Origin of the sequence: Lentzea albidocapillata (assembly GCF_000719115.1) — a bacterium.
In the GTDB taxonomy this organism is placed as follows: Bacteria; Actinomycetota; Actinomycetes; order Mycobacteriales; family Pseudonocardiaceae; genus Lentzea; species Lentzea albidocapillata.
Window position 1 is genome coordinate 60,287 of record NZ_JOEA01000024.1, and the last position, 20,610, is coordinate 80,896.

At 68.4% G+C, this 20,610-nt stretch carries 26 protein-coding genes; 15 read left to right on the forward strand and 11 right to left on the reverse strand.

Going from position 1 to position 20,610, the window contains the following annotated elements:
* Nucleotides 1-67: 67 nt before the first annotated feature.
* The 4 genes from IG04_RS0134310 (at nt 68) to IG04_RS0134325 (ending at nt 3,592) form a co-directional block, all read left to right on the forward strand.
* Nucleotides 68-955 carry an SDR family NAD(P)-dependent oxidoreductase gene (locus IG04_RS0134310; protein WP_030480898.1) on the forward strand — a complete coding sequence of 296 codons (888 nt, stop codon included), beginning with the start codon at nt 68-70 and terminating at the stop codon, nt 953-955.
* A gap of 53 nt (nt 956-1,008) precedes the next feature.
* Entirely contained in the window at nt 1,009-1,596 is a 588-nt protein-coding gene (locus IG04_RS0134315) for a type IV toxin-antitoxin system AbiEi family antitoxin domain-containing protein (RefSeq protein WP_030480899.1), read from the forward strand.
* Entirely contained in the window at nt 1,593-2,495 is a 903-nt protein-coding gene (locus IG04_RS0134320; protein ID WP_036016513.1) for a nucleotidyl transferase AbiEii/AbiGii toxin family protein, read from the forward strand. The genes IG04_RS0134315 and IG04_RS0134320 overlap by 4 nt, the downstream gene beginning before the upstream one ends.
* 104 nt (nt 2,496-2,599) lie before the next feature.
* A complete protein-coding gene (locus tag IG04_RS0134325; protein ID WP_036016515.1) occupies nt 2,600-3,592 on the forward strand; it encodes a hypothetical protein in 993 nt (330 codons plus the stop codon).
* A 19-nt stretch (nt 3,593-3,611) separates the two neighbouring features.
* Here IG04_RS0134325 and IG04_RS0134330 read toward each other — a convergent pair whose 3' ends face one another.
* Both IG04_RS0134330 and IG04_RS0134335 read right to left on the reverse strand, forming a co-directional pair.
* Nucleotides 3,612-4,478, reverse strand: a complete 867-nt coding sequence (locus tag IG04_RS0134330; protein WP_030480902.1) for a ParB N-terminal domain-containing protein — start codon at nt 4,476-4,478, stop codon at nt 3,612-3,614.
* The gene (locus IG04_RS0134335; protein WP_030480903.1) at nt 4,468-5,139 is read right to left on the reverse strand and encodes a metallophosphoesterase family protein; all 672 of its coding nucleotides are present in this window, start codon (nt 5,137-5,139) and stop codon (nt 4,468-4,470) included. The genes IG04_RS0134330 and IG04_RS0134335 overlap by 11 nt, the downstream gene beginning before the upstream one ends.
* Before the next feature lie 80 nt (nt 5,140-5,219).
* On the opposite strand from IG04_RS0134335, the gene IG04_RS0134340 reads away from it, so the two are divergent.
* Nucleotides 5,220-6,299: a DUF2332 domain-containing protein gene (locus tag IG04_RS0134340; protein WP_030480904.1), complete on the forward strand. Its 1,080-nt coding sequence runs from the start codon at nt 5,220-5,222 to the stop codon at nt 6,297-6,299.
* Here the strand turns inward: IG04_RS0134340 and IG04_RS0134345 are convergent.
* Both IG04_RS0134345 and corA read right to left on the reverse strand, forming a co-directional pair.
* The gene (locus IG04_RS0134345; protein ID WP_030480905.1) at nt 6,283-6,660 is read right to left on the reverse strand and encodes a hypothetical protein; all 378 of its coding nucleotides are present in this window, start codon (nt 6,658-6,660) and stop codon (nt 6,283-6,285) included. The two genes, IG04_RS0134340 and IG04_RS0134345, sit on opposite strands and share 17 nt — an antisense overlap.
* A 137-nt stretch (nt 6,661-6,797) precedes the next feature.
* Nucleotides 6,798-7,868, reverse strand: coding sequence for a magnesium/cobalt transporter CorA (corA, locus tag IG04_RS0134355; RefSeq protein WP_030480906.1), 1,071 nt, complete (start codon nt 7,866-7,868; stop codon nt 6,798-6,800).
* 286 nt (nt 7,869-8,154) lie between these two features.
* Here corA and IG04_RS0134360 point away from each other — a divergent pair, with 286 nt between their 5' ends.
* Both IG04_RS0134360 and IG04_RS0134365 read left to right on the forward strand, forming a co-directional pair.
* Nucleotides 8,155-8,661: a MaoC family dehydratase gene (locus tag IG04_RS0134360; protein WP_030480907.1), complete on the forward strand. Its 507-nt coding sequence runs from the start codon at nt 8,155-8,157 to the stop codon at nt 8,659-8,661.
* Between the two features lie 14 nt (nt 8,662-8,675).
* Entirely contained in the window at nt 8,676-9,671 is a 996-nt protein-coding gene (locus IG04_RS0134365) for a DUF2332 domain-containing protein (protein ID WP_030480908.1), read from the forward strand.
* A 28-nt stretch (nt 9,672-9,699) separates the two neighbouring features.
* Here IG04_RS0134365 and IG04_RS0134370 read toward each other — a convergent pair whose 3' ends face one another.
* Nucleotides 9,700-10,119, reverse strand: a complete 420-nt coding sequence (locus IG04_RS0134370) for an NUDIX hydrolase (protein ID WP_420864961.1) — start codon at nt 10,117-10,119, stop codon at nt 9,700-9,702.
* Between the two features lie 134 nt (nt 10,120-10,253).
* Here IG04_RS0134370 and IG04_RS47360 point away from each other — a divergent pair, with 134 nt between their 5' ends.
* From IG04_RS47360 to IG04_RS0134390, 4 genes are all read left to right on the forward strand, one after another.
* Complete coding sequence (locus IG04_RS47360; protein WP_169746024.1) at nt 10,254-10,412, forward strand: hypothetical protein; 159 nt, start codon at nt 10,254-10,256, stop codon at nt 10,410-10,412.
* A 78-nt stretch (nt 10,413-10,490) separates the two neighbouring features.
* Nucleotides 10,491-11,051, forward strand: a complete 561-nt coding sequence (locus tag IG04_RS0134380; protein ID WP_030480910.1) for a PH domain-containing protein — start codon at nt 10,491-10,493, stop codon at nt 11,049-11,051.
* 36 nt (nt 11,052-11,087) lie between these two features.
* Nucleotides 11,088-11,945, forward strand: coding sequence for a PHP domain-containing protein (locus IG04_RS0134385; protein WP_030480911.1), 858 nt, complete (start codon nt 11,088-11,090; stop codon nt 11,943-11,945).
* A 12-nt stretch (nt 11,946-11,957) separates the two neighbouring features.
* Nucleotides 11,958-12,572: a MarC family protein gene (locus IG04_RS0134390; protein ID WP_030480912.1), complete on the forward strand. Its 615-nt coding sequence runs from the start codon at nt 11,958-11,960 to the stop codon at nt 12,570-12,572.
* Here IG04_RS0134390 and IG04_RS0134395 read toward each other — a convergent pair.
* Entirely contained in the window at nt 12,569-12,880 is a 312-nt protein-coding gene (locus IG04_RS0134395; protein ID WP_245816654.1) for an ArsC/Spx/MgsR family protein, read from the reverse strand. The genes IG04_RS0134390 and IG04_RS0134395 overlap by 4 nt on opposite strands.
* Before the next feature lie 33 nt (nt 12,881-12,913).
* On the opposite strand from IG04_RS0134395, the gene IG04_RS0134400 reads away from it, so the two are divergent.
* Nucleotides 12,914-13,753, forward strand: coding sequence for a RecB family exonuclease (locus IG04_RS0134400; protein WP_030480914.1), 840 nt, complete (start codon nt 12,914-12,916; stop codon nt 13,751-13,753).
* Between the two features lie 98 nt (nt 13,754-13,851).
* Entirely contained in the window at nt 13,852-14,148 is a 297-nt protein-coding gene (locus IG04_RS43230) for a hypothetical protein (protein WP_144065636.1), read from the forward strand.
* 238 nt (nt 14,149-14,386) lie between these two features.
* On the opposite strand, the gene IG04_RS0134410 is transcribed toward IG04_RS43230, so the two are convergent.
* The 3 genes from IG04_RS0134410 to IG04_RS0134420 are packed head-to-tail and all read right to left on the reverse strand — an operon-like array spanning nt 14,387 to nt 18,262.
* Complete coding sequence (locus IG04_RS0134410; RefSeq protein ID WP_030480916.1) at nt 14,387-15,265, reverse strand: alpha/beta fold hydrolase; 879 nt, start codon at nt 15,263-15,265, stop codon at nt 14,387-14,389.
* Between the two features lie 8 nt (nt 15,266-15,273).
* Nucleotides 15,274-16,605, reverse strand: a complete 1,332-nt coding sequence (locus IG04_RS0134415) for an Rv3212 family protein (protein ID WP_030480917.1) — start codon at nt 16,603-16,605, stop codon at nt 15,274-15,276.
* Nucleotides 16,606-16,609: 4 nt separating this feature from the next.
* On the reverse strand, nt 16,610-18,262 hold the full coding sequence (locus IG04_RS0134420) for a DEAD/DEAH box helicase (protein ID WP_051771266.1): 1,653 nt from the start codon (nt 18,260-18,262) through the stop codon (nt 16,610-16,612).
* Nucleotides 18,263-18,430: 168 nt separating this feature from the next.
* Here IG04_RS0134420 and IG04_RS0134425 point away from each other — a divergent pair, with 168 nt between their 5' ends.
* Nucleotides 18,431-19,072, forward strand: a complete 642-nt coding sequence (locus IG04_RS0134425) for a ferritin-like fold-containing protein (protein ID WP_030480919.1) — start codon at nt 18,431-18,433, stop codon at nt 19,070-19,072.
* A gap of 209 nt (nt 19,073-19,281) precedes the next feature.
* Nucleotides 19,282-19,506 (forward strand): DUF3107 domain-containing protein, encoded by a 225-nt coding sequence (locus tag IG04_RS0134430; protein WP_030480920.1) that lies wholly within the window; start codon nt 19,282-19,284, stop codon nt 19,504-19,506.
* A gap of 59 nt (nt 19,507-19,565) precedes the next feature.
* On the opposite strand, the gene IG04_RS0134435 is transcribed toward IG04_RS0134430, so the two are convergent.
* Both IG04_RS0134435 and IG04_RS0134440 read right to left on the reverse strand, forming a co-directional pair.
* Entirely contained in the window at nt 19,566-19,874 is a 309-nt protein-coding gene (locus IG04_RS0134435) for a DUF4873 domain-containing protein (RefSeq protein ID WP_030480921.1), read from the reverse strand.
* Nucleotides 19,874-20,560, reverse strand: coding sequence for a TetR/AcrR family transcriptional regulator (locus IG04_RS0134440; RefSeq protein WP_144065635.1), 687 nt, complete (start codon nt 20,558-20,560; stop codon nt 19,874-19,876). The genes IG04_RS0134435 and IG04_RS0134440 overlap by 1 nt, the downstream gene beginning before the upstream one ends.
* Nucleotides 20,561-20,610: the final 50 nt, after the last annotated feature.

Genomic DNA, 20,610 nt, shown 5'->3' on the forward strand with positions numbered 1-20,610 from the left:
GTCGAAGGCGGGTACAGGACCACAGGGGGGTTCCGGGGAACCGCCGCCGAGTGAAAGAGAGCGTGCAATGGGGATCCTGGACGGAAAAGCGGTAGTCATCACGGGGGCGGGCCGAGGACTGGGCGAGGCGTACGCGATGCACGCTGCCCTCGCGGGTGCGTCGGTGGTGGTCAACGACAACGACGGTGACCTGGCAGAACGGGTGGCAGAGCACATCCGCGAGTTCGGCGGCCGAGCCGTGGCCTCGAACCACACGGTCGCCGACCCGAGCGAGGCGGCCAAGATCGTCGACCTGTGCGTCGACGAATTCGGCCGCGTCGACGGTCTGGTGAACAACGCGGGCCTGAACTACGAGACAGCGCCGTGGGAAGACGATCCCGAGACGATCAGGCACGTGGTCGAGGTGAACGTCCTCGGCGTCATCTACACCGGAATCGCGGCGATGCGCGCGATGCGGGCCACCGGCGGCGGCTCCATCATCAACATTTCCTCCGGCGCGTCATTCGGCCAGCGCAAACTCGCCACCTATTCGGCGACCAAGGGCGCGGTGGCCTCACTGAGCTACTCGTGGGCCCTCGACCTGGAAGCCGAAGGCATCCGCGTGAACGCCGTGTGCCCCGTCGCACACACGCGGATGGTGTGGAAGTCGGAACGCTCCCTGCGCGCCATTCCGGCCGACCGGACGCCGGGCAAGGTGGCGCCGCTCGTGCTGTTCCTGCTCTCGGACCGCGCCGAGGGCATCACCGGGCAGGTCATCCGGTGCAACGGCAGGCAGCTGCACATCGTGGGTCAGCCGTACTTCAAGCAGCCGATCCTGGAGAGCGACAACTGGGACACCGCTTCGGTCGAACGGGCGTTCACGGGCGTGCTGCAGGCGCACCTCGAACCGTACGGGTTGGAGAAGAGGATGCCTCCCCGGCTCCGTGCGCTGGTGGAGCCTTCACAGACCGCCTAGCTCGGTGGATAGAAGTGTTGCCAGATCGGTCCAACCTGGTAACACTTCTATCCATGGGAAGCCTGGAGACGTTGCCGAACACGTTCACCACGAGCTCGGCGAACAAGGCTGGCCTGCACTTTCGTGACCTGTACCGCCTCCGTGACGAGGGTGACCTGCTGGAGCTTTCGAGGGGCGTCTTCCGCAAAGCGGAAGCGCCGGCTCCGACATGGCCCGATCTGCTGGCGGTATCAGTGCGTGCCCCGCTCGCGGTCGTGTGCTGCGTGTCGGCAGCCGAGGTCCACGACCTCACCGACGAGATTCCCCGAGAGGTCCAGATCGCGGTTCCGCGTGGCCAGCGGCCGCCTCGCATCGAGTATCCGCCTACCGAGGCCTTTCGCTTCAGCGCCACAACGTTCGACCTCGGACTCACCGAGGTGGAGGCGGCGCCAGGGGAGAACGTTCGTATCTACAACCCGGAAAGGACAGTTGTCGATCTCATGAGGTTGAGAGGCAGGCTCGGTGAGCCGCTGGCTCTTTCGGCGCTCCGCCGGTATTTGCTCCGGCGTGGCGCACGGCCCTGGCAGGTGCTCGCGTTCGCCCGGGAGCTCAGCGTCTTCGCGGCGGTGCGTGCGGCCGTGGACGCGGTGATCGCCGAGTGAGTCGACCGACCAAAGCCACGCCCGGTGGCTGTGCCTACCTGGACCTTCAGAACCGGGCGCGCCGTGAGCGGCGTTCGAACCAGGAACTGCAGACGCTCTACGTGTTGGAGCGATGGCTCGCTCGTCTGGCCGCGTCCCGCCATGCGAGTGAGTTCGTGTTGAAGGGAGGCATGCTTCTCGCGGTGTTCGATGCACGACGAGCCACCGCCGACGCGGACCTGCTCGCTCGCAACCTCGCCAACGACGAGGAGACAGTAATCGCGCGAGTCGTGGACGTGGCCAGTGTCGAACTGGACCAGGAAGACGGCGTGGAGTTCCTGGTGGACACGGTCGCGGCCCGGTCGATCCGCGAAGACGACCTCTACACGGGTGTTCGAATCAGCATGGCCTGCCGCATCTCCACCGCAAGCGTGAAACTCAGGCTGGACATCAACTTCGGCGACCCGGTGACCCCGGCACCTCAGCTGCTCGATCTGCCGTCGCAGCGGCCGGGGGTCGCGCCGGTCCCCGTGCTCGGCTACCCGATCGAGACGGTTCTGGCGGAGAAGACCAGTACGGCGATCGCGCTCCGGGCGGCGAACACGAGGGTTCGTGACTATGCCGACCTCTACATGCTGACCGGCAAACAAGCAGTGTCGTACGAATCAGCCCGGTCGGCTCTGGAGGCTACGACTCGTCACCGCGGCGTCGACATACTGCCGCTGTCCGCCGTGATCGGCGATCTCGCGGAGTCGCGCCAACAGACCTACTCGGCGTTCAAGAAGCGTCTTGGACCGGATGGCGCCCATCTGCCCGACAGCTTCGGGGACGTCGTGGCCGCTGTGATCGAGTTCGTCGACCCACTCGCGGCCGGGGATCTCTGCGAGGCGTGGGACCCCGAAACCCGGAAGTGGGTCTAGCGACGGATTCTCATTCGATCACGCACTGAGGTGTTCGGGTGACGTTTTCGCACGTCACACGGATGGCTGCGGAAATTGTCGGACCCTCCTGTCACCATCGGGGCATGGCCGAGCGCAAACCCAGAGTCACCGACTGGCGACTCGTCGTGCAGTCCCGGTTGGACCGGGTCCGCGCGGATCTGGCTGCCCTCGGCCCGTCCGATCCGGTCGATCCCGAGGGCGACGTGTGGCGTCGCACGGCCGAGACGCAGGCCTCCGTGGTCGAGGCGATGCTCAACGCCCGCGAGCCGTGGTGGCGCATGCTGCCGTCGTGGTGGTCGGGCTGGCACATCGAACGTGCGTGGCGCGCCCTGCACGAGGCCGAGGTGGCCACGATCTCGGCCGAGCGCGGGTTCCTGGGGCGGTTACCTGGTCTGCGGGCGCGGGTGGCGCAGTACCTGGACGACGATGATCCGCGCCGCCGCGCCCTGGAGGAGTTGCGGCCGGGGGAGTTCACGCCCGCGGTCGAGCGCGCGATCGTGGTGGACGCGTTGCGGGCGGCGTATGACAACTCGGACTTCGCGCATGCCGGCTCGCGTGCGTTGCGTAACAAGCTGATCGCCGCGTCGCTTGTGCTGTTCGTGATCAACACGGTTCTCGGTGTCGTCGGCATCGTGAAGCCCGGCATGATCCCGCTGTGCGTCGACCCGAAGGAGAACGCGCTGCCCACCGTCTGCCCCGGCGGCACGGCGAAGGCGTCCGGTGTGGACGTGTGGCTGGTGCAGGTGCTCGGGTCGTTCGGCGCGGTGCTGGCCGCCGTGGTGCTGCTCTTACGCCGCCGGCCATCGCTCTCGCCGTACGTGATGATCGGGTACCAGGCACTGATCAAGATCATGCTCGGCGCGGCACTGGCGGTGGTCGGCATCCTGGCGCTGGGAGCAGGGGTCACCAGCGGGCTGATCGGCATCCCGTCGGCGGCGGCCCTGCTGCTGTGGGCGGTCATCTTCGGGTACGCGCAGCAGATCGGCACGCGGCTGCTCGACAAGTACACCGACGAGGTGCTGGACCAGGCGCGGCCGCTGCCGGACGCGGACGGGCCGCGGGTGGCGCCCCGGTGATCGGTACAGAGGCGTCTGGTTAGACGCGTGGGCCTCGGCCGTGCGACTGACTTTCCTCGCGCACGGCGTTGATGACGTCGGCGTCCCATCGGTGCGTGCGGATCAGCCGGTACCGCTCGGCCGCGACCCACATGTACGCCTCGGTCTCGGTGCGGTCGCCGATCATGTCGGCCTGCCGCAGCATCGCGACGACCGGCGTGTACTCGTCGGCGTACCAGCGGCGCGCCACCTCGGGGCGGTCCAGGAACTGGCCGCTGTCCTGCATCAGCCGGAACCCCCACGCCTCGACGTGCTCGCCGAGCTGGGCGTAGTGCCACGGGTCGGACAGCACCACGGCGGCGCGGGCCTCGCCGCCCAGGGGGACGCGGTCCAGGAAGAGGCGCCGGTAGTCCTTCACGATCAGGTCGCCGCGGTAGCGGATGCCGGACGAGTTGATCCGGGTGATCACCTGCGTCACGTACGCGTCGATCACCTCCAGGCCCATCGCGTGCGCCACCGACACCCGATGGTGGCCGTCGATGATGAAGTGCAGCTCGCCGACCCGGTACACCTCGATCGGCGGCACGCTCTCGCCGCGGCGGGCGGCCAGGGCCAGTCGTTGCCAGCGCTCCCGGACGCGTCCGGAGGTCGGGCGGAAGCGGCGGTCGAAGTCGCGGGTGCGGTCGACGCTGCCCACGATCGAGTCCAGGCGGATCGACTGCAGGCCCAGGCGCTTCTCCGATGCCATGCCCAGGGCGCCCACGACCTCGTGGAACGGCAGCATGATGTTCACGTCGTCGGGCTCGCGGCGCAGCCAGGCCGCGAGACGCGACATCACCTGACGGCGGCGAGCGCGCAGGAAGTCGCTCTCGGCGTCGGCCACGGGAAAACCGGTGTCACGTCTCATCTCGCCCTCCCGAGATCTCAAGCACCTTCTGTGGAACGACGTTGATCACGCGTGTGGCGCCCAACGAACGGTCTGGGCGCGGCACGCCGTGCGGATGAATGTGGCCGTGCAGCATGAACGAGGGCTGCAACCGTGAGACAAGTCCACGTAAACAGTCGAAACCGCGATGCGGCGCGTCGGGTTCGTCGCCGCAGTCCAACGGCGGTGAGTGGGTCAGCAGCACGTCCACGCCACGTCCGTCCCGCAGCCTGCGCCACCCGGCGAGCCGGGACACCCGGCGGGCGCGGCGGGCCTGCTGCCGTTCCGTCCACTGGTTCGGGCCCTTGTTGTAGCGGATCGAACCACCGAGACCGGCGATCCGCAGGCCGGCGACATCGACCACGCGTTCGTCCGCGTTCACCGCACCGGCTGGACCTGGCCAGCGCACCGGCACGCCCGCTTTGGTCCAAAGGCCACGCACGTTCGAGTAGCCCGACAGGTCGGTGTCGTGGTTGCCGGGGACGAACACCAGCGGCTTGTCCAGGGCGTTGGCCAGGTGTTCCAGGTAGTCGAACGGCAGGTCGCCCGCCGCGACGATCAGGTCGACGTCCGAGTGCTGGTGCACCTGATCGGTCCACAGCTGCTCGACCACCTCGTCCGCGACAGCCAGAATCCGAGCCATCCCAGCAGCCTAATGAGTGCCAAGAAATTGAACACCGTCTCCACATGACGCGGGACAGCGCTGCCATTAGCGTGTTCACCGTGCTTGCCGAGCTGTTCGCCGCGGCCGCCGACGGATGCCGCGACCGCAGTCCGCTGACCCAGCGACTCCTCACCGACGCTGCCGACGACCTCCGGCAGGGCGGTGTCACGGCCAAAATCATGGCCGGCTCCGAATGCGACCGGGAGGGCACCGTGCCCGGGCTGCGGTTCGCGGGCGCTGTCCACCGGCTCGTGCTCGAAGGACGCGCACCCGGCCTCGCGAAGCACTACCCGTCCGTCGGCGGCCAGCCCCACCTGCCGACGCTGTGGGAGGACGCGCTGCCCGCTCTCAACGCGCACGCCGACGTCCTGAGGCAACGCGTCCTGGCCACTGTCGTGCAGACCAACGAACCCGGCCGCAGCGCGCCCCTCTACGGCGGCCTGATGGTCGCCGCGCAGGAGGCCGCGAAGGCCGCCGGCCGGCACGTGCCGTTCTGCGTGCGGCTGCTGGAGGTCGGCGCGAGCGGCGGGCTCAACCTGCGCCCGCACCACGTCGGCTACCAGCTACCGGACACGGTTCTCGGCGATCCGGACAGCCTCCTGGTCCTCGACCCGGAGTGGACCGGCAGGCCGCCCGCCGATCTGAGCCACCGGCTGCGCGTCGTCGGCAGGGCGGGCTGCGACCCCGCCCCGGTCGACGTGTCCACAGAGGACGGACGGCTGCACCTGAGCTCGTTCGTCTGGGCGGATCAGCTGGAGAGGTGGAACCGCCTGCGAGACGCGCTGGACCTCGCCGCCACCGACCCCGTCCGGGTCGACCGGTCGACCGGCCCGGAGTGGCTGGCGCACCAGCTCGCCCGGGCCGAACGGGACGTGCTCACCGTCGTGTGGCATTCCGTGGTGTGGCAGTACGTCTCGCCCGCGGACCGGGCGATGGGCAGGGCCGTGCTGGCGGACGCGGCCGCGAAGGCGACACCCTTGTCACCGTTGGCACTGCTGGTCTTCGAGCCTCGCCGCACCGACGACGGCTACCGGTTCGAACTGCTGCTCAAGCTCTGGCCGGCCGGGATCTCGCTGAACCTCGGCCACGGCGCGGGCCACGGCACGCCGTTCACCTGGGACGTCACCCCTTGGGAATGACGACCGGGTTCACCACGTACCGGCCGTCCTGCATCTCCACGGGCAGCCGGAACTCCGCGCGGACGCCGTCGTGCGTGTACTCGACGACGATGGCGCCGTCGCGGTAGACGCCCCGTTCCACCTGTGCGGTCTGGAACTGGTCCGCGGTCGCCTTCGCGACGTCTTCGCCGCCGACCGCCAGCAGCGGCTCCAGCTGGTGGAAGTCGTGTGCGCGCAACGCGTTCGTCACCTCGGCGGCGAGTTCGTCCGGCGTTTCCGCGCCCGGCTCCGGCCAGCGCGCGATGAGGACGACCACCGCCAGCAGCCAGCCGACGGCGAACACCATCAGCCAGAACCGCAGGTTGGTCAGTTGGCGGTGCACGTCACGGCGTTCCGCTGATCAGCACGAACACGGTGGTGATCCAGCAGAGCAGGAACGCGAGGATCCAGAACTTGATGTTGGTGAGCATTCTGGTCATGGCAAAGCCTCCGTACGAACATCGCGGGTGAAACCGGGACCTACAGCCAGCGATTTCGTCGCAGTATTCGATAGAGGGTCAGGCACGCCACGAGGATCACACTGATCACCACGGGGTACCCGTACTTCATCTTGAGCTCGGGCATGAAGTCGAAGTTCATGCCGTAGATGCCGGCGACCATCGTCGGCACCGAGATGATCGCCACCCACGCGGTGATCTTGCGCATGTCGGTGTTCTGCTGCAGCGTGATCTTCGCGAGCGTCGCGTCGACCAGCGTCGTCAGCAACTCGTCGAACGCGGTCACCCGCTCGGACACCTCGGTGAGGTGGTCGTCGACGTCGCGGAAGTACGAGCGCACCTGCTCGGGGATGAGCGGCGTGTAGCCCTCCGCCAAGCGGCGCAACGGGTTCGCGAGCGGCATCACCGCGCGGCGCAGCTCAAGCACCTCGCGCTTGAACATGTAGATCTGGTCGGCGCTGACCCGGCTGCGCGGCGCGAAGATCCGCTCCTCCATCGTGTCGATGTCGGCTTCGATCCGCGCGGTGACGTCGAGGTAGTTGTCGACCACGTGGTCCGCGATGGCGTGCAGGACCGCGGACGAGCCGACCTCCAGGCGCTCCGCGTCGTCCTCCATCTCGTGGCGCAGCTTGGAGAGCCCGGAGTGGTTGCCGTGCCGCACGGTGATGACGAAGTCCTTGCCCAGGAACACCATGATCTCGCCGGACTCGACGATCTCGTTGGCGGTGTCGGGGGACTCGTTGGTCACGTAGCGAACGGTCTTGAAGACCATGAAGAGCGAGTTGTCGTACCGTTCGAGCTTCGGGCGCTGGTGCGCGTGCACCGCGTCCTCGACCGCGAGCTCGTGCAGCCCGAACGTCTCCGCGATGCCCTCGATCTGCTCGGCATCCGGCTCGTGCAGGCCGATCCAGACGAACCCGTCCTTGCGCTTGCGCACCTCTTTGACGGCGTCGGTGTGCGTCCAGCGGCCAGGCAAGCGCTTGCCATCGACGTAGACCGCGCAGTCGACCACGTAGTGCGACAACGGCACGGAGATGTGCGGCGTCGGGCGCTGCTGAGCGCCGCGTCCGCGGATCGAGGGCAGGCTGGGCATGGTGAGTTCCTCCAGGGCCACACGTCGTCGAAGTGCACGAGAAGCACGACGGGCGCCCTACCGGTGGAGACTCAGCGAACTAGAACGATCTAGCAGGCCACCTCGGTGAGGACGCGCTTGGTACTGGCAGGGTGGGGGTCCTTGCTCATTTAGGGGTCCTCACCTCCTCGGGGCGAAGTCACTGGTGGTGGAAATCCTCACACACCGGTTGCCGAGGGTACCCCCTCCGCGTAAAGACTGTCTCCCCACCTGAGTCAGATCTCGATCACACGTAGTTGGAGGCGCGGTGCAGTTCGGTCGGTACTACGAGGAGTTCGAGGTCGGAGCGGTTTACAAGCACTGGCCTGGCAAGACGGTGACGGAGTACGACGACCACCTGTTCTGTCTGCTCACGATGAATCACCACCCGCTTCACATGGACGTGAACTACGCGGAGAACACGACGGACTTCGGCAAGAACGTCGTCGTCGGCAACTACATCTACTCGTTGCTGCTGGGCATGTCCGTGCCCGACGTCTCCGGCAAGGCGATCGCCAACCTGGAGATCGAGTCGCTGCGGCACGTGAAGCCGACGTTCCACGGTGACACGATCTACGGTGAGACCGAGGTGCTCGACAAGACGCCGTCCAAGTCGAAGGACGACAGGGGCGTGGTCTACGTGGAGACTCGCGGCTACAAGCAGGACGGCACGGTCGTGTGCATCTTCAGGCGCAAGGTCATGGTGCCGAAGCAGTCCTACGGTGACGCCCGCGGTGGCGAGCAGCCAGGACGCCCTGAACCGGTATCCAACTAATTTGGGGAAGTGACGTGACGTCTCTGGATCTGGCACAGCAACGTCTGCGCGCGTTCGCCGAGGAGGCCGCAGCGGTCTCGCCGCTCTACGAGCACCTCGCGTCGCGTGCTGCCGCCGATCCGGAGGTCGCCGACCTGCTGACCGCCGCCAGCGAGGACAACGCCACGGGCGAACTCCTGCTGGCGGCGGCGCACCGGCTGGTGCAGGCCGAGCCGTTCCACCGGCTCTCGAACTACTACCCGTCGCTCGGCGGGACGTACGGCGCGGACGAGAGCACCTGGCCGTTGTTCCGGGACTTCCTGCTGGAGCGCGGCGACCGCGTGCGGGCCCTGGTGGGCTCGCAGGTGATCCAGACCAACGAGGTGCGGCGCGCGGCCCTGCTCTACCCGGCCGTCGCGGTCGCGGCGAAGCAGGCGGGCGGGCCGATCGGGCTCGTGGAGGCCGCGACGACGGCCGGTCTGCTGCTCGGGCTCGACCAGTACTCGTACCGCTACCAGACCGCGGAGGCCGGCCAGCTCGTCGCCGGACCGGCCAAGGCCGCGCTGGGGCTGCACTGCTCGTTGGAGCTCGCACCCGGCGCCGCGCTGCCGAAGCTGCCCAAGACGATCAAGGTGGCCGCGAAGGCGGGCATCGGGGTGGCGCCCGCCGATCTGGCCGACGAGGACGCCTACGCGTGGCTGGAAGCGTGCGTGTGGGCGGACCAGCCGGAGCGGCTGCGCCTGTTCGGGGTGGCGTGCGGGGTGCTGCGCAAGAACCCGCCGCGCCTGGTGACCGGGGACCCGGTCGCGGACCTCGCCAAGGCGGTCGAGCCGATCGACGCGCCGCTCGTCGTCATCACGAGCGGGTCCGGCCTCGACCTCGTGCCCGCATTGTCGGCTTTGGGCAGACCTGTCTGGTGGGCCGCGCACGAGGCCGGTGAGCTGCGGCTCATCCGTGTCGGTGAGTCAGGCGTGGAGACGACCACTCTGGCGACCACCGAGGCCCACGGGCAACGTCTCGTTTGGCGTTGATCGGCCGCCCCGAACGCGTGAACCCTGATCAGGCCCTGGGCAGGCAGTTCCAGCCAGAGAGCGCTTCCACGAGCCCGTAGGTGGTCGGAAGTGTGTCGAAGGTCGCACGGTCGACCCAAGCGACATCCGATGCGTCGTCGCCCGCTCGGAGCACACCTGACGTGACCTGGCATTCGTAGTCGAAGATCAAGAAAACCCCGTTCGGGGCCGGTCGCTCCACGTGGCCGACGAGGCGGCCGACGGTGACGGAGAGTCCCGTCTCCTCGGCTAGTTCCCTAGTCACGGCCGCCTCATCCGTCTCATCCGGCTCCACGCGCCCGCCTGGTATCGACCACAGGCCCTCACCTGGTGGATTGGCGCGTCGCACGAGCAGTAGTCGCCCGTTCGAGTCATGAACGACGGCTCCGACGCAACGGATCGTGCGCTTGCTGCTGGGCGTCACGATCACGAAGCGTAGTCACACCGGATCGGCGGTGCTGTCCGCTACCCCGGCTGCGGTACAAATCTCCCAAGGTGCCGAACTGTGCTGTAGAACGGTCACGAACGGCGCCAAACGGGTGCGACGCGGACGGGGTGGACACCGTGAACTTGAAGAAGATTCTCACTTTCGCTGGAATCGCCTTGCTGTTGTTCTTCCTGATCGCGGAGCCTCAGCAGGCGGCTCAACTCGTGCAGAACATCCTCAACTCGCTGCGGACCGCGGCCGAGGCGCTCATCACGTTCGTGCGCTCCGTCTTCTAGTCTGGTACCAGCCACCTGCCGGGTGGCGGGAGCAGGTCAGACAGGGCACTGCCTGGTACCAGGAAAGGCTGGTAGCGCATGTTCGCACCACGTGATCCGGACGACTATCTGCTCCCGAGCGAGCGTCGGGTCATCCGTGTGCGCAGGCACTGGTCCTACCTGATCTGGGACGTCCTGGAGGCGGCGGCGCTGCTCGCCGGCTTCATGATGATCTCCTACCTGCTCCCGGCGGACGCGGGCGTGATCCAGAACGTGCTCTGGTACGGGGCGCTGCTGGTGTTGCTGCGCGTGGCGTACTTCATCATCGAGTGGTGGGTGGAGCGCATCGTCGTCACCGACAAGCGCTTCATGCTGACGTCGGGCGTCTTCGAGACCAAGGTCGCGATGATGCCCGTCACCAAGGTCACCGACCTCACCTACGAGCGCACCGTGGGCGGACGCATGTTCGGCTACGGCACGCTCATCGTGGAGTCGGCGGGGCAGATCCAGGCGCTGAACCGCCTGGAGTTCCTGCCGAACCCCGAAGAGGTCTACGACGCCATCTCGGAGCTGACCTTCGGTGACAAGAAGGCGCAGGCCGAGCGGTTCTCGATGATCAAGGCCCAGCGCGCCGCGCGCGGGAAGAAGATGGTCCCGTAACACAGGTCGTTCGCCACGTCGTCCACACTGGACGACGTGGTCATCGATCTGCACACCCATTCGTCCGAGTCCGACGGCACCGACAGCCCCGCCGACCTGGTGAGGGCGGCGTCCCTCGCAGGACTCGACGCGGTGGCGATCACCGACCACGACACGGCGGCCGGATGGGCCGAGGCCGAGGCGGCGCTGCCGTCCGGGTTGAGGCTGGTGCGCGGCGCCGAGCTGTCGTGCTCCTCGGCCGACGGCTACGGCCGCACCATCACCGTTCATCTGCTGGCGTACCTGTACGACCCGACGCACGTCATGCTGATGAAGGAGCAGTCGCGCCTGCGTGAGGAACGGCGTACGCGGCTGCAGAAGATGGCCGAGATGATGCAGGCCGACGGGTTCCCGATCGACCCGGTCGACCTGATGTCCCGCCTGCCGTTCGACGCGCCGGCCGGACGCCCGCACCTCGCCCAGGCGCTGATCCGCGCCGGGGTGGTGGCGTCGGTCGACGAGGCGTTCGCGACGTTCCTGACCGGCGGCCAGTACTACGTCGGCCGCACCGACACCCCCGTCGAGCGCGCGATCGAGATGATCACCGAGGCCGGCGGCGTCACCGTGCTGGCCCACCCCTTCGCCCGCTCCCGCGGCCCCGTCGTGGCACCCTCCGTCGTGCGCTCGCTGGCCGCCGCCGGCCTCTTCGGCGTCGAGGTGGACCACCCGGACCACGACCAGGAGACGCGGCGGTCGCTGCGAACGCTGGCGGACTCGCTGGGCCTGATCGTCACCGGGTCGAGTGACTACCACGGCACCAACAAGACGGTGCGGCTCGGCGCGGAGACGACGGCGCCGGAGATGCTGGATGCTCTGGCCGAGAGGGCGACAGGCTGCAAGATCCTCGTGGGATAGGGCGGTGTTCTCGTGTTCAACCTGCGGCTCTTCATCGAGGCCTCGATCACGCTGCTGGTGATCATGGACCCTCCCGGGACCGTGCCGGTCTTCCTCGGACTGGTCGGCCGCAAGTCGCGCGAGGCCCGCAAACAGGCGGCGCGGCAGGGCGTGCTGGTGTCGTTCCTGGTGATCACGCTGTTCGCGGTGGCCGGCAACTCGATCCTGGCGTACATGCACATCGGCATCCCCGCCCTGCAGGGCGCGGGCGGGTTGCTGCTGTTGCTGATCGCGCTGGACCTGCTCACGGGCAAGGGCGCGACCAACCACCCCGAGGTCGAGGACGTGAACATCGCCCTGGTGCCGCTGGGAACGCCGTTGCTCGCCGGTCCTGGTGCCATCGCCGCGACCATCGTGTTCGTGCGTCAGGCGAACGGCGACTGGGGCTCCTATCTCGCCCTGGCCGCGGCGATCGTGGCCGTGCACCTCGTGCTGCTGGGGACGTTGCGGTCCGCCGGCCTGCTGATCAAGGTGTTCAAGGAGAGCGGGATCCTGCTCATGGCCAAGATCGCCGGTCTGTTGCTGGCCGCGATCGCCGTGCAACTCGTCGCGTCGTCCGTGCAGGGCTTCATCTCTTCGGGCGTCTAGCGCTCGATGTGGGCCTTGTCGCCGTCGATGATGATCGGGCGCTCGATCAGGCTCGGGTTGGCGACCATGTGCGCGATCCACTTCGCGCGGTCGTGTTCGAGCAGCTTCGGGTAGGCGGCTTCCTTGGTGCGCGCGATCTCCCACGGCTCTTTGCCGAGCAGCTTCAGGACGTGGTCGAGCTCTTCGGCTGATGGGGCGTCGTCGAGGTAGCGGCGTTCGGTGTAGTCGATGTCGGCGTCGTCGAGGCGTTGCTTGGCGGCGCGGCTCTTGGAGCAGCGCGGGTTGTGCCAGATCTCCATGCCCTTCATTTTCTGTCAGGGTGCTTGAGTAACTTGGTTCGGGTGGAACAACTCGGCTTCGACTTCGGCACTGCCGCACCACGTCGGCTGGTGCGCGTCACGCCCGCGAAGCTGTCGACGTGGACGAGCTGCCCACGCCGCTTCCGGATGACGTACCTCGACCGTCCCTCGCCTCCACGAGGCGGTGCGTGGGCGCACAACACGCTGGGCGCTGTCGTGCACAACGCCCTGAAGGCCCTGTTCGACCTGCCTCCCGACCGCCGCACGCCGGACCAGGCCGTGGCGCTGCTGAACCGGCAGTGGAAGTCCGAGGGCTTCCGCGACGTCGACCAGGCCGCCGAGTACCGCGGCCGAGCCCAAAGCTGGGTCCACGAGTACGTCTCATCGCTGGACGTCGACTTCGAACCGCTGGGCGTCGAGCGCTGGGTGTCGTCGCCGACCGACCGCATCGTGGCCGAGGGCCGGGTCGACCGCATCGACTACCGCGACGGCGAACTGGTCATCGTCGACTACAAGACCGGTCGTCACGTCCTGACGTCCGACGACGCCCGCGGCTCGCAGGCGCTGGCCCTGTACGCACTCGCGGCCCGGCGAACGCTGCGCAAGCCGTGCCGCAAGGTCGAGCTGCACCACCTGCCGTCGGGGTCGATCGCGGTCTGGGAGCACACGGAGGAGTCGCTGGCACGGCACGTCCGGCGGGCGGAGGAGGCCGCGGACGAGATCGACCTGGCCACGGAGACCCTGAAGGCCGGTGGGGACCAGGAGGTCCTGTTCCCGGCGGTGACCGGGCGGCAGTGCCAGTGGTGCGACTTCCGGCGGAGTTGCGCCGAGGGGCAGGCGGCGGCGCCCTCGCTGGACCCTTGGGCGTTGCTGGCTCCATAAGGGTGCCTGGAGTGCGACTTTTGCCGTAAGCCGGTGTCAGGGCTTCCGGGCCGTGACTGCCCGCGCATCCGTGGACCCGTAGGGTGGCGGGAGTGGACGTGGAAGCAGCAAAGCGACCGTCGCGGACCTACGGATTTCTGCGCGCCGTGAGCGGAGTGCTCGCGGTGGGCATGGTGCTGCTCGCTTTGGGGAACATCGGCGTCCAGTTCTACGCGAACTCCCGTGATCTGCCCGGACCTGGGACGTTGTCCGTCGTCGCGCACGTGGTGGCGGCGTTGCTCGTGGTCGGCGGGCAGATCGTGGCTGACCGGTACGCGGACTGGAAGGCGCCGGTCGCGTCGCTGGCGGTGTTCGTGGTGAGCGCCGCGACGCTGTGGACCTTCTGGTGGGCCTAGGGTCTGTATCGAAGTCCGTGTTCGCGATAGCCGGGCCTGACGCGGCCCCTGGCGGCACGGCCGAACGACCCACATACAACACCGGTATGCGGGCCATTCGGCCGCACCACCAGGAACCACCTCAGGCGCGACTCTCATCGAACGAGACTTCGATACAGACCCTAGGTGTGCGGTTTCAGCACGCAGTGCACGTCCACACCGGACAGCTCCGAAGCACCGCGGTGCTGTTGTCCTGACGTCAGGAAGTCAGCCAGGCCCGCCACGTCGGCAGCAGCGTGGCGATGAGGTCCAGCGGCGCCTCGGTGTTCGGCGAGTGCATCACGCCGGGCAGCACCGCGAAGTCCGCGTCCAGCCGCTCCGCCATGTCACGCTGGGCGGCGGGCGTCCACGCGTCGTCCGCGTCGCCGCACACCACCAGACAGGGCGTGCCGGACGAACGCAACGCGCGCGCCAGCTTCGCGACCTGGTCCGGTTCGTAGCGCAGGCCGTTGGCCATGCCGAGCAACGCCGCGGCCTGCGACTTGAGGAACCTGTTGCGGTAGAAGTCCTTCAGCTCCTGCGGGAGCACCGCGTACGCCGGGTTCTGCTGCGACCGCAGCTCGTTCAGCCTCTGGGTGCCCTCGACGCCCTGCTCGGCCAGCACGTGCTCGCCGACCTCCAGCACCGTGCGGCGATCCCCCGAGGGCAGTTCGGACGGACCCGACGACAGCAGCGTGAGCCCCGCGAGCGGGGCCCCCGCGAACACCGCCGCCCGTGACACCAGAGCACCGTAGGAATGGCCGAGCAGCAACACCTTGCGGCCGTCCGCCGCGATCTTCCCGATCAGCTCGGCGAGCACCGAGCCCAGCGGACCGGGCCGGTACAGCGCCTCGTCGTCCGGGCCCTGCGAGTCCTGCTGGCCCGGCAGGTCGATCGCGACTACCTCGAAACCCGCGTCCGCGATCGGGTCGATCATCGGCGCGAAGTCCTCTTTGGAACCCGTGTAGCCCGGCACGAGCAGCACGGTCGTGCGCATCGCGTCATCACCCAGCGCGGGCGCGCGCAGCGCCGCGATCGTGCCGTAGCGGCCCGGGAGGTCGACGCGTTGCGCCCGGTTAGGGCTGATCTGCGAGTACACGAGCTGAACTATCTCAGCGCGACCAGGGTTTCGCCACGCTGCTCGAGCACGACGGGACCGGCTGTGGCGAGTTGCACAGGGCCTGTGTGGCCCTCGCGGTTCAGCCGGATCGTGCCCACGACCGCGCCGGTGGCCTGCTCGTACACCCGCAGGCCCTCCTTCACCGGGATGACCGCGCGGCCCGCGAGCGTCGTACCGGCGCCCAGCGTGCCCTCGGCGGTCCACAGTGGAGTGAGAGTCTCCAGCGACAGCGCGACCGTGCGGGAACCGGTGAACCAGAAGGCATTCGTCTTCGTCGTGAAGACGCGTGCCACGTGGTTCGGCGGGTCGGTGAAGTCGGCTTCGGGGATGTCGAGCGGTGCCTCGCCGACCTGGTTGCCGGTCTCCGCGTCGAAGATCAGCAACCGGCTCGGGGCGGGCGCCGCCACCGCGACGAGCTTCTCGGTGACAGCCACGACCTGCACGTTCTTCGCGCCGGTGAGAGGGCTGCCGAACACCTTCGGCTCGTCGGACTTGTCCGGGTTCGGCTTGAGGATCGTCAGCCGGTCCGACGCGTCGTCGGGGCAGCGCTCGACCATCGCGAACCTGCCGGAGGTGACGGCGACCGAGCCGTACGTGCAGCCGGCCCGAGGCTGCTTGTTCGGGTTCACGATCGCGCGCAGGCCGCCGTACTCGAGCGAGCGCACCAGGTCGTCGCGCCGGTAGACCTCGACGAACTTCGAGCCGGTGGTGATCAGGTGCGAACCCTCGTTGAGCAGTGCCGTGCCCGGTTCCGCGTCGCCGTTGCGCTGTGCCCGCCGCTCGCCGGTGACGCCGTCGAGCGAGGTGAGCTCGGAGCAGTTCGTGCCCTTTGAGTACAGGGCCATCGCCCGGCCCCAGCCCGTGCTCACCACGCACAGCGGCAGGTCGCGCTTGTACGTCCACCGCACGTCACCGGTCAGCGGGTCGCGCCCGTTGACCTCGCCGCCGTCGCCGGTCACGACCGTCGACGGCTTCTCCTCGCCCGTGTCCTTCACCGCGGTCTGCACGACCGCGGGTGACAGCGAGGCGCCGCTCTTCGCCCGCCACACCTCGGCGAGCGACGGAGGCAGCGAGGTCACTTCGGGCAGCTGCTCCCACGACGACGGCCCGGTGACCGACGTCGTGGCACGAGCATCGCTGAAAGCCCAGGTCAGCACGGACGCCGTGACCGACACCACCGCGATCAGCGCGATCGCGATGAAGTCGGCGCGGGTGCGCCAGGACCGGGCGGGAGGACGTTCTGCGACGGGTGCGGCCTCGTGCGCGGGCTCGTCGAGGACGTCCTCGACGTCGGTGACGTCGGAACCGGGGGACGACATGTGATCAGTCTGCCGAAGGAGCGGCCTGTTCGGCAGAGCTTCGGCGACGCCGACGCCTGCGCGGCTTGTCCGAGGCGGACTTCTCGGCGGCTTCGGGAGCGGCCTGCGTCTGCTCGCCCTCGGGCGTCACGCCGGCGCGGCTGCGCGTGCGCGAGCGGGACCGCTTCGGCCTCGTCTCCTCGCTCGCCTCCGGCGCCTGCTCGGCACCGGCGGGGGAGGAACCCGTACGACGACTGCTGCTACTACCGCTGCTGGTGCTGCGGCGCTTGCGCTTGCCCGTGTCGAGCTTCTCCTCCTCTTCGGCGTCGAGGCCCGCGCGGGTGCGGTGGCTCAGCGGCAACCGGCCCGTGGAACCGGACGGGATGCCCAGGTCGGCGAACAGGTGGTCGGACGTGGAGTACGTCTCGACCGGCAACGGCTGGCCGAGGCCCAGGATGTCGTTGAGAGACTTCCAGCGGTGCGTCTCGTCCCAGTCGACGAACGTGACGGCGACACCCGTGCGTCCGGCACGGCCCGTGCGGCCGATGCGGTGCACGTACGTCTTCTCGTCTTCGGGGCACTGGTAGTTGATGACGTGCGTCACGTCGTCGATGTCGATGCCGCGCGCGGCGACGTCGGTGGCGACCAGCACGTCGACCTTGCCGGCGCGGAACGCCCGCAGCGCCTTCTCACGCGCGCCCTGGCCCAGGTCACCGTGGACGGCGGCCGCGGCGAACCCGCGCTCGGTCAGGTCGTCGGCGACCTTCTGCGCGGTCCGCTTGGTGCGCGCGAAAACCATCGTCAGGCCTCGGTCGCGGGCCTGCAGCGCGCGGGCCAGCATCTCCGGCTTGTCCATCGAGTGCGCCCGGTAGACGAACTGCGAGGTGTTCTCGTGCGTCTGGCCTGCGTCGTTCTCCTCGGCACGGATGTGCGTCGGCTGGTTCAGGAACGTGCGGGCCAGCGTGATGATCGGGCCCGGCATCGTCGCCGAGAACAGCATCGTCTGCCGCTCGTCGGGGACCATGTTCAGGATGCGCTCGATGTCGGGCAGGAAGCCCAGGTCGAGCATCTCGTCGGCCTCGTCCAGCACCAGCATCCGGACCTTGCCGAGCACCAGGTGGCGCTGTTCGGCCAGGTCGAGCAGGCGGCCGGGCGTGCCGATGATGACATCGGCGCCCTTGCGGAGCTGCGCGATCTGCCGCTCGTACGGAATGCCGCCGTAGATCGCGGCGACCTTCACGCCGAGGTGGCGCGACGCGTCGGTGAGGTCGTGCGAGACCTGGAGACACAGCTCACGGGTGGGCACGACCACAAGGGCCTGCGGAGTGCCGTCGCCGGGCAGGTCGACGCGGTGCAGCAGCGGCACGCCGAACCCGAGGGTCTTGCCCATGCCGGTGCGTGCCTGGCCGATGAGGTCGTCACCGGCGAGAGCGATGGGGAGCGTCAGCTCCTGGATGGCGAAGGTGCGCTCGATGCCGGCTTCGCCGAGCGCCTTGACGATCTCGTGACGCACGCCGAGCTCGGCGAACGTGGGGGATTCGGACTGCACCGGGGCGTCTGCCAGCAACGGGTGCGACGTGTCTTCTTCGGGAACTCCGGCCTCGCTGTGTTCCAGGAGAACCGGGTCCAGATGTGTTTCTACTTCAGCGGTCAGGGTGATCAGCCTCTCTCGTACCAAGCGCGTACGAGCCCTGGCCGGGCCTCTCGACCGCGCTCGATGAGCAGCTGCGGGAAAGGTGTACGCGCACCATTTCTGCGCCGCGCAGCGTGGTCGTCACACTCGTCACGCCGGGCGTCCTCCCTCATTCTACCTGGCAAGACACATTTGACCACTAGGCTTGCCCTCATGGGTGTTGCGGAGGGTGTTGTCGATCTTCTGGGAGCGCTCGCATATGGCGAGCTCTCGGCTTTCGACCGGATGACGGAGGACTCGCGTTCGGCGCCGACACTGGCGGGGCGTGCGGCTCTCGCGCAGATGGCCGCGGCCGAGATCGGGCACTTCACGCTGCTGCAGAAGCACCTCGCCGCCGAGGGCATCACCGTCGAGGACGCGATGGCGCCGTTCGTGAAGGGTTTCGACGCGTTCCACGAGTCGACGAGCCCCAAGTCGTGGCTCGAGTCGCTGGTGAAGGCGTACGTCGGCGACGGGCTCGCGGCCGACTTCTACCGCGAGATCGCGGAGTGGCTGGACGCGCCGACCAAGGAGCTGGTGCTCCACGTGCTCGCCGACACGGGTCACTCGGCGTTCGCTGAACGCGAAGTCCTGGCCGCCGTCGAGTCCGATCCGCGGGTGCGCGACCGGCTGGCGCTGTGGGGCCGGCGGCTGCTCGGAGAAGCGTTGACGCAGGCCCAGTACGTGGTGGCGGAGCGGGACGGCCTCTCCGAGCTCATCATCCGGGGCTCGGGAGACCTCGCCGGGATCGGTCAGCTGTTCCGGCGGCTCCAGCAGTCGCACGCGCGGCGCATGACGCAGCTCGGTCTGGGCTAGTGCGGCGACCACTAACCACCGGCAGGCGATTCCCGCTGGTCAGACGGGTGCATCGCGGTGTCGACCCCCGCCCCCATATCGGGCATATGGGGGGCGGGGGTCGACACCGCGAGGTGCCCTGCTGAACACCGGGAGCGTCTGTCGGTGATTGTGGTCGCCGCACTGGGTAGGCTCGGGATCAGATTTTTCTCTTGAGCACGGAGGTCAGCGTGGAGGTCAGGATCGGCGTCGCGGACAGCGGGCGCGAACTCGTCGTGACCAGTGAACTCAACCCGTCCGAGGTCGAGACTCTGGTTGCGGACGCGGTGTCCGGCAAGTCCAGCGTGCTGACGCTGGTGGACGCAAAGGGTGCGCGGTTCGTCGTGCCCGCTGGCCGCGTCGCGTACGTGGAGATCGGCCCGCAGGACTCGCGCAAGGTCGGGTTCGGCGCCTGAGTCGGCAGAACTGAGCAAGGCCCCGGTCATCGCGACCGGGGCCTTTCTCGTGGGCGACCCTAGTGCTCGGCCGGCTCTTCGATCTTGTACGGCGGAGTGGAGATGCCACCGACCCGGTAACGGCCCCACGGGTCGGGGTCGTTGAGCGTCCCCTCCGCCTCACCGGTGGGGGTGCGCAGCAGCGCGGTCCGCGCGCCTGCCTCGACACGGTTCGTGACGTCGTCGTTCTTCTTCACGCGGCCGTACCAGTGGTAGCGGCCGTCGATCGGCTGGAAGTAGCCCCGCAGTTCGACCTCGACCGCGACCTCGTCGGAACCGAAAACGAGGGTGGCTTCGCCGCTGTAGCCCTCTTCGTCGTGCTCGCTCATCAGTCCACCAATCGGAGAGGGGTCGTGAGTGGCATTGCCGGGTCTGCCTGGACGCCGGCCGAGCGCAGTAGCCCGTCGATGGCGTGCCAGATGATCGTCGCGAGGTAGCTGCTCAGGTTCGCGCGGGACATGGTCTGGCGGTCGAGCCACCAGTCACCCGCGTTCTGCACCATGCCGACGAGCGCGTGCGCCCACGGCTCGGCGCCGCCGGAGTCCATCTCGAACGCGCGCATGTACTCGCCGAGGATTCGGGCGAGCGTGGTCGCGATGAGGTCCTTGTCCTCCTGCACCACGTCCTTCTCGACCGGGCGGTCCACAAAGGACCCCTTCACCACGAACCGGTAGAGGTTCGGGTTGTCCTCGATCACGGACAGATAGGCGTCCACGATCCGTTCGATGCGGTCGCGGATCGGCCCGTCCGCGGCGAGCGCGGGACCCATCCGGTCCATCAGCAGTTCGGTGGCCTTCTGGCCCACTGCCAGGTACAGGTCGGACTTGTCGGTGAAGTGCCGGTACAGCACGGGCTTGCTGACGCCGGCCTCCGCGGCCACGTCGTCCATGCCGACGTCCGGGCCCTTTTTGGCCACGGCGGCGATCGTGGCCTCCACGAACTCCGCCCTGCGCTGCTCGCGGTGACCCTTCCACCGCTCACGTCGCGCGTCCGGCCCCTTGACAGTACGTGCCATGTGACGCACGCTACCAGAAGTAACCGTTACCTCAAGTAACACTTACCGGG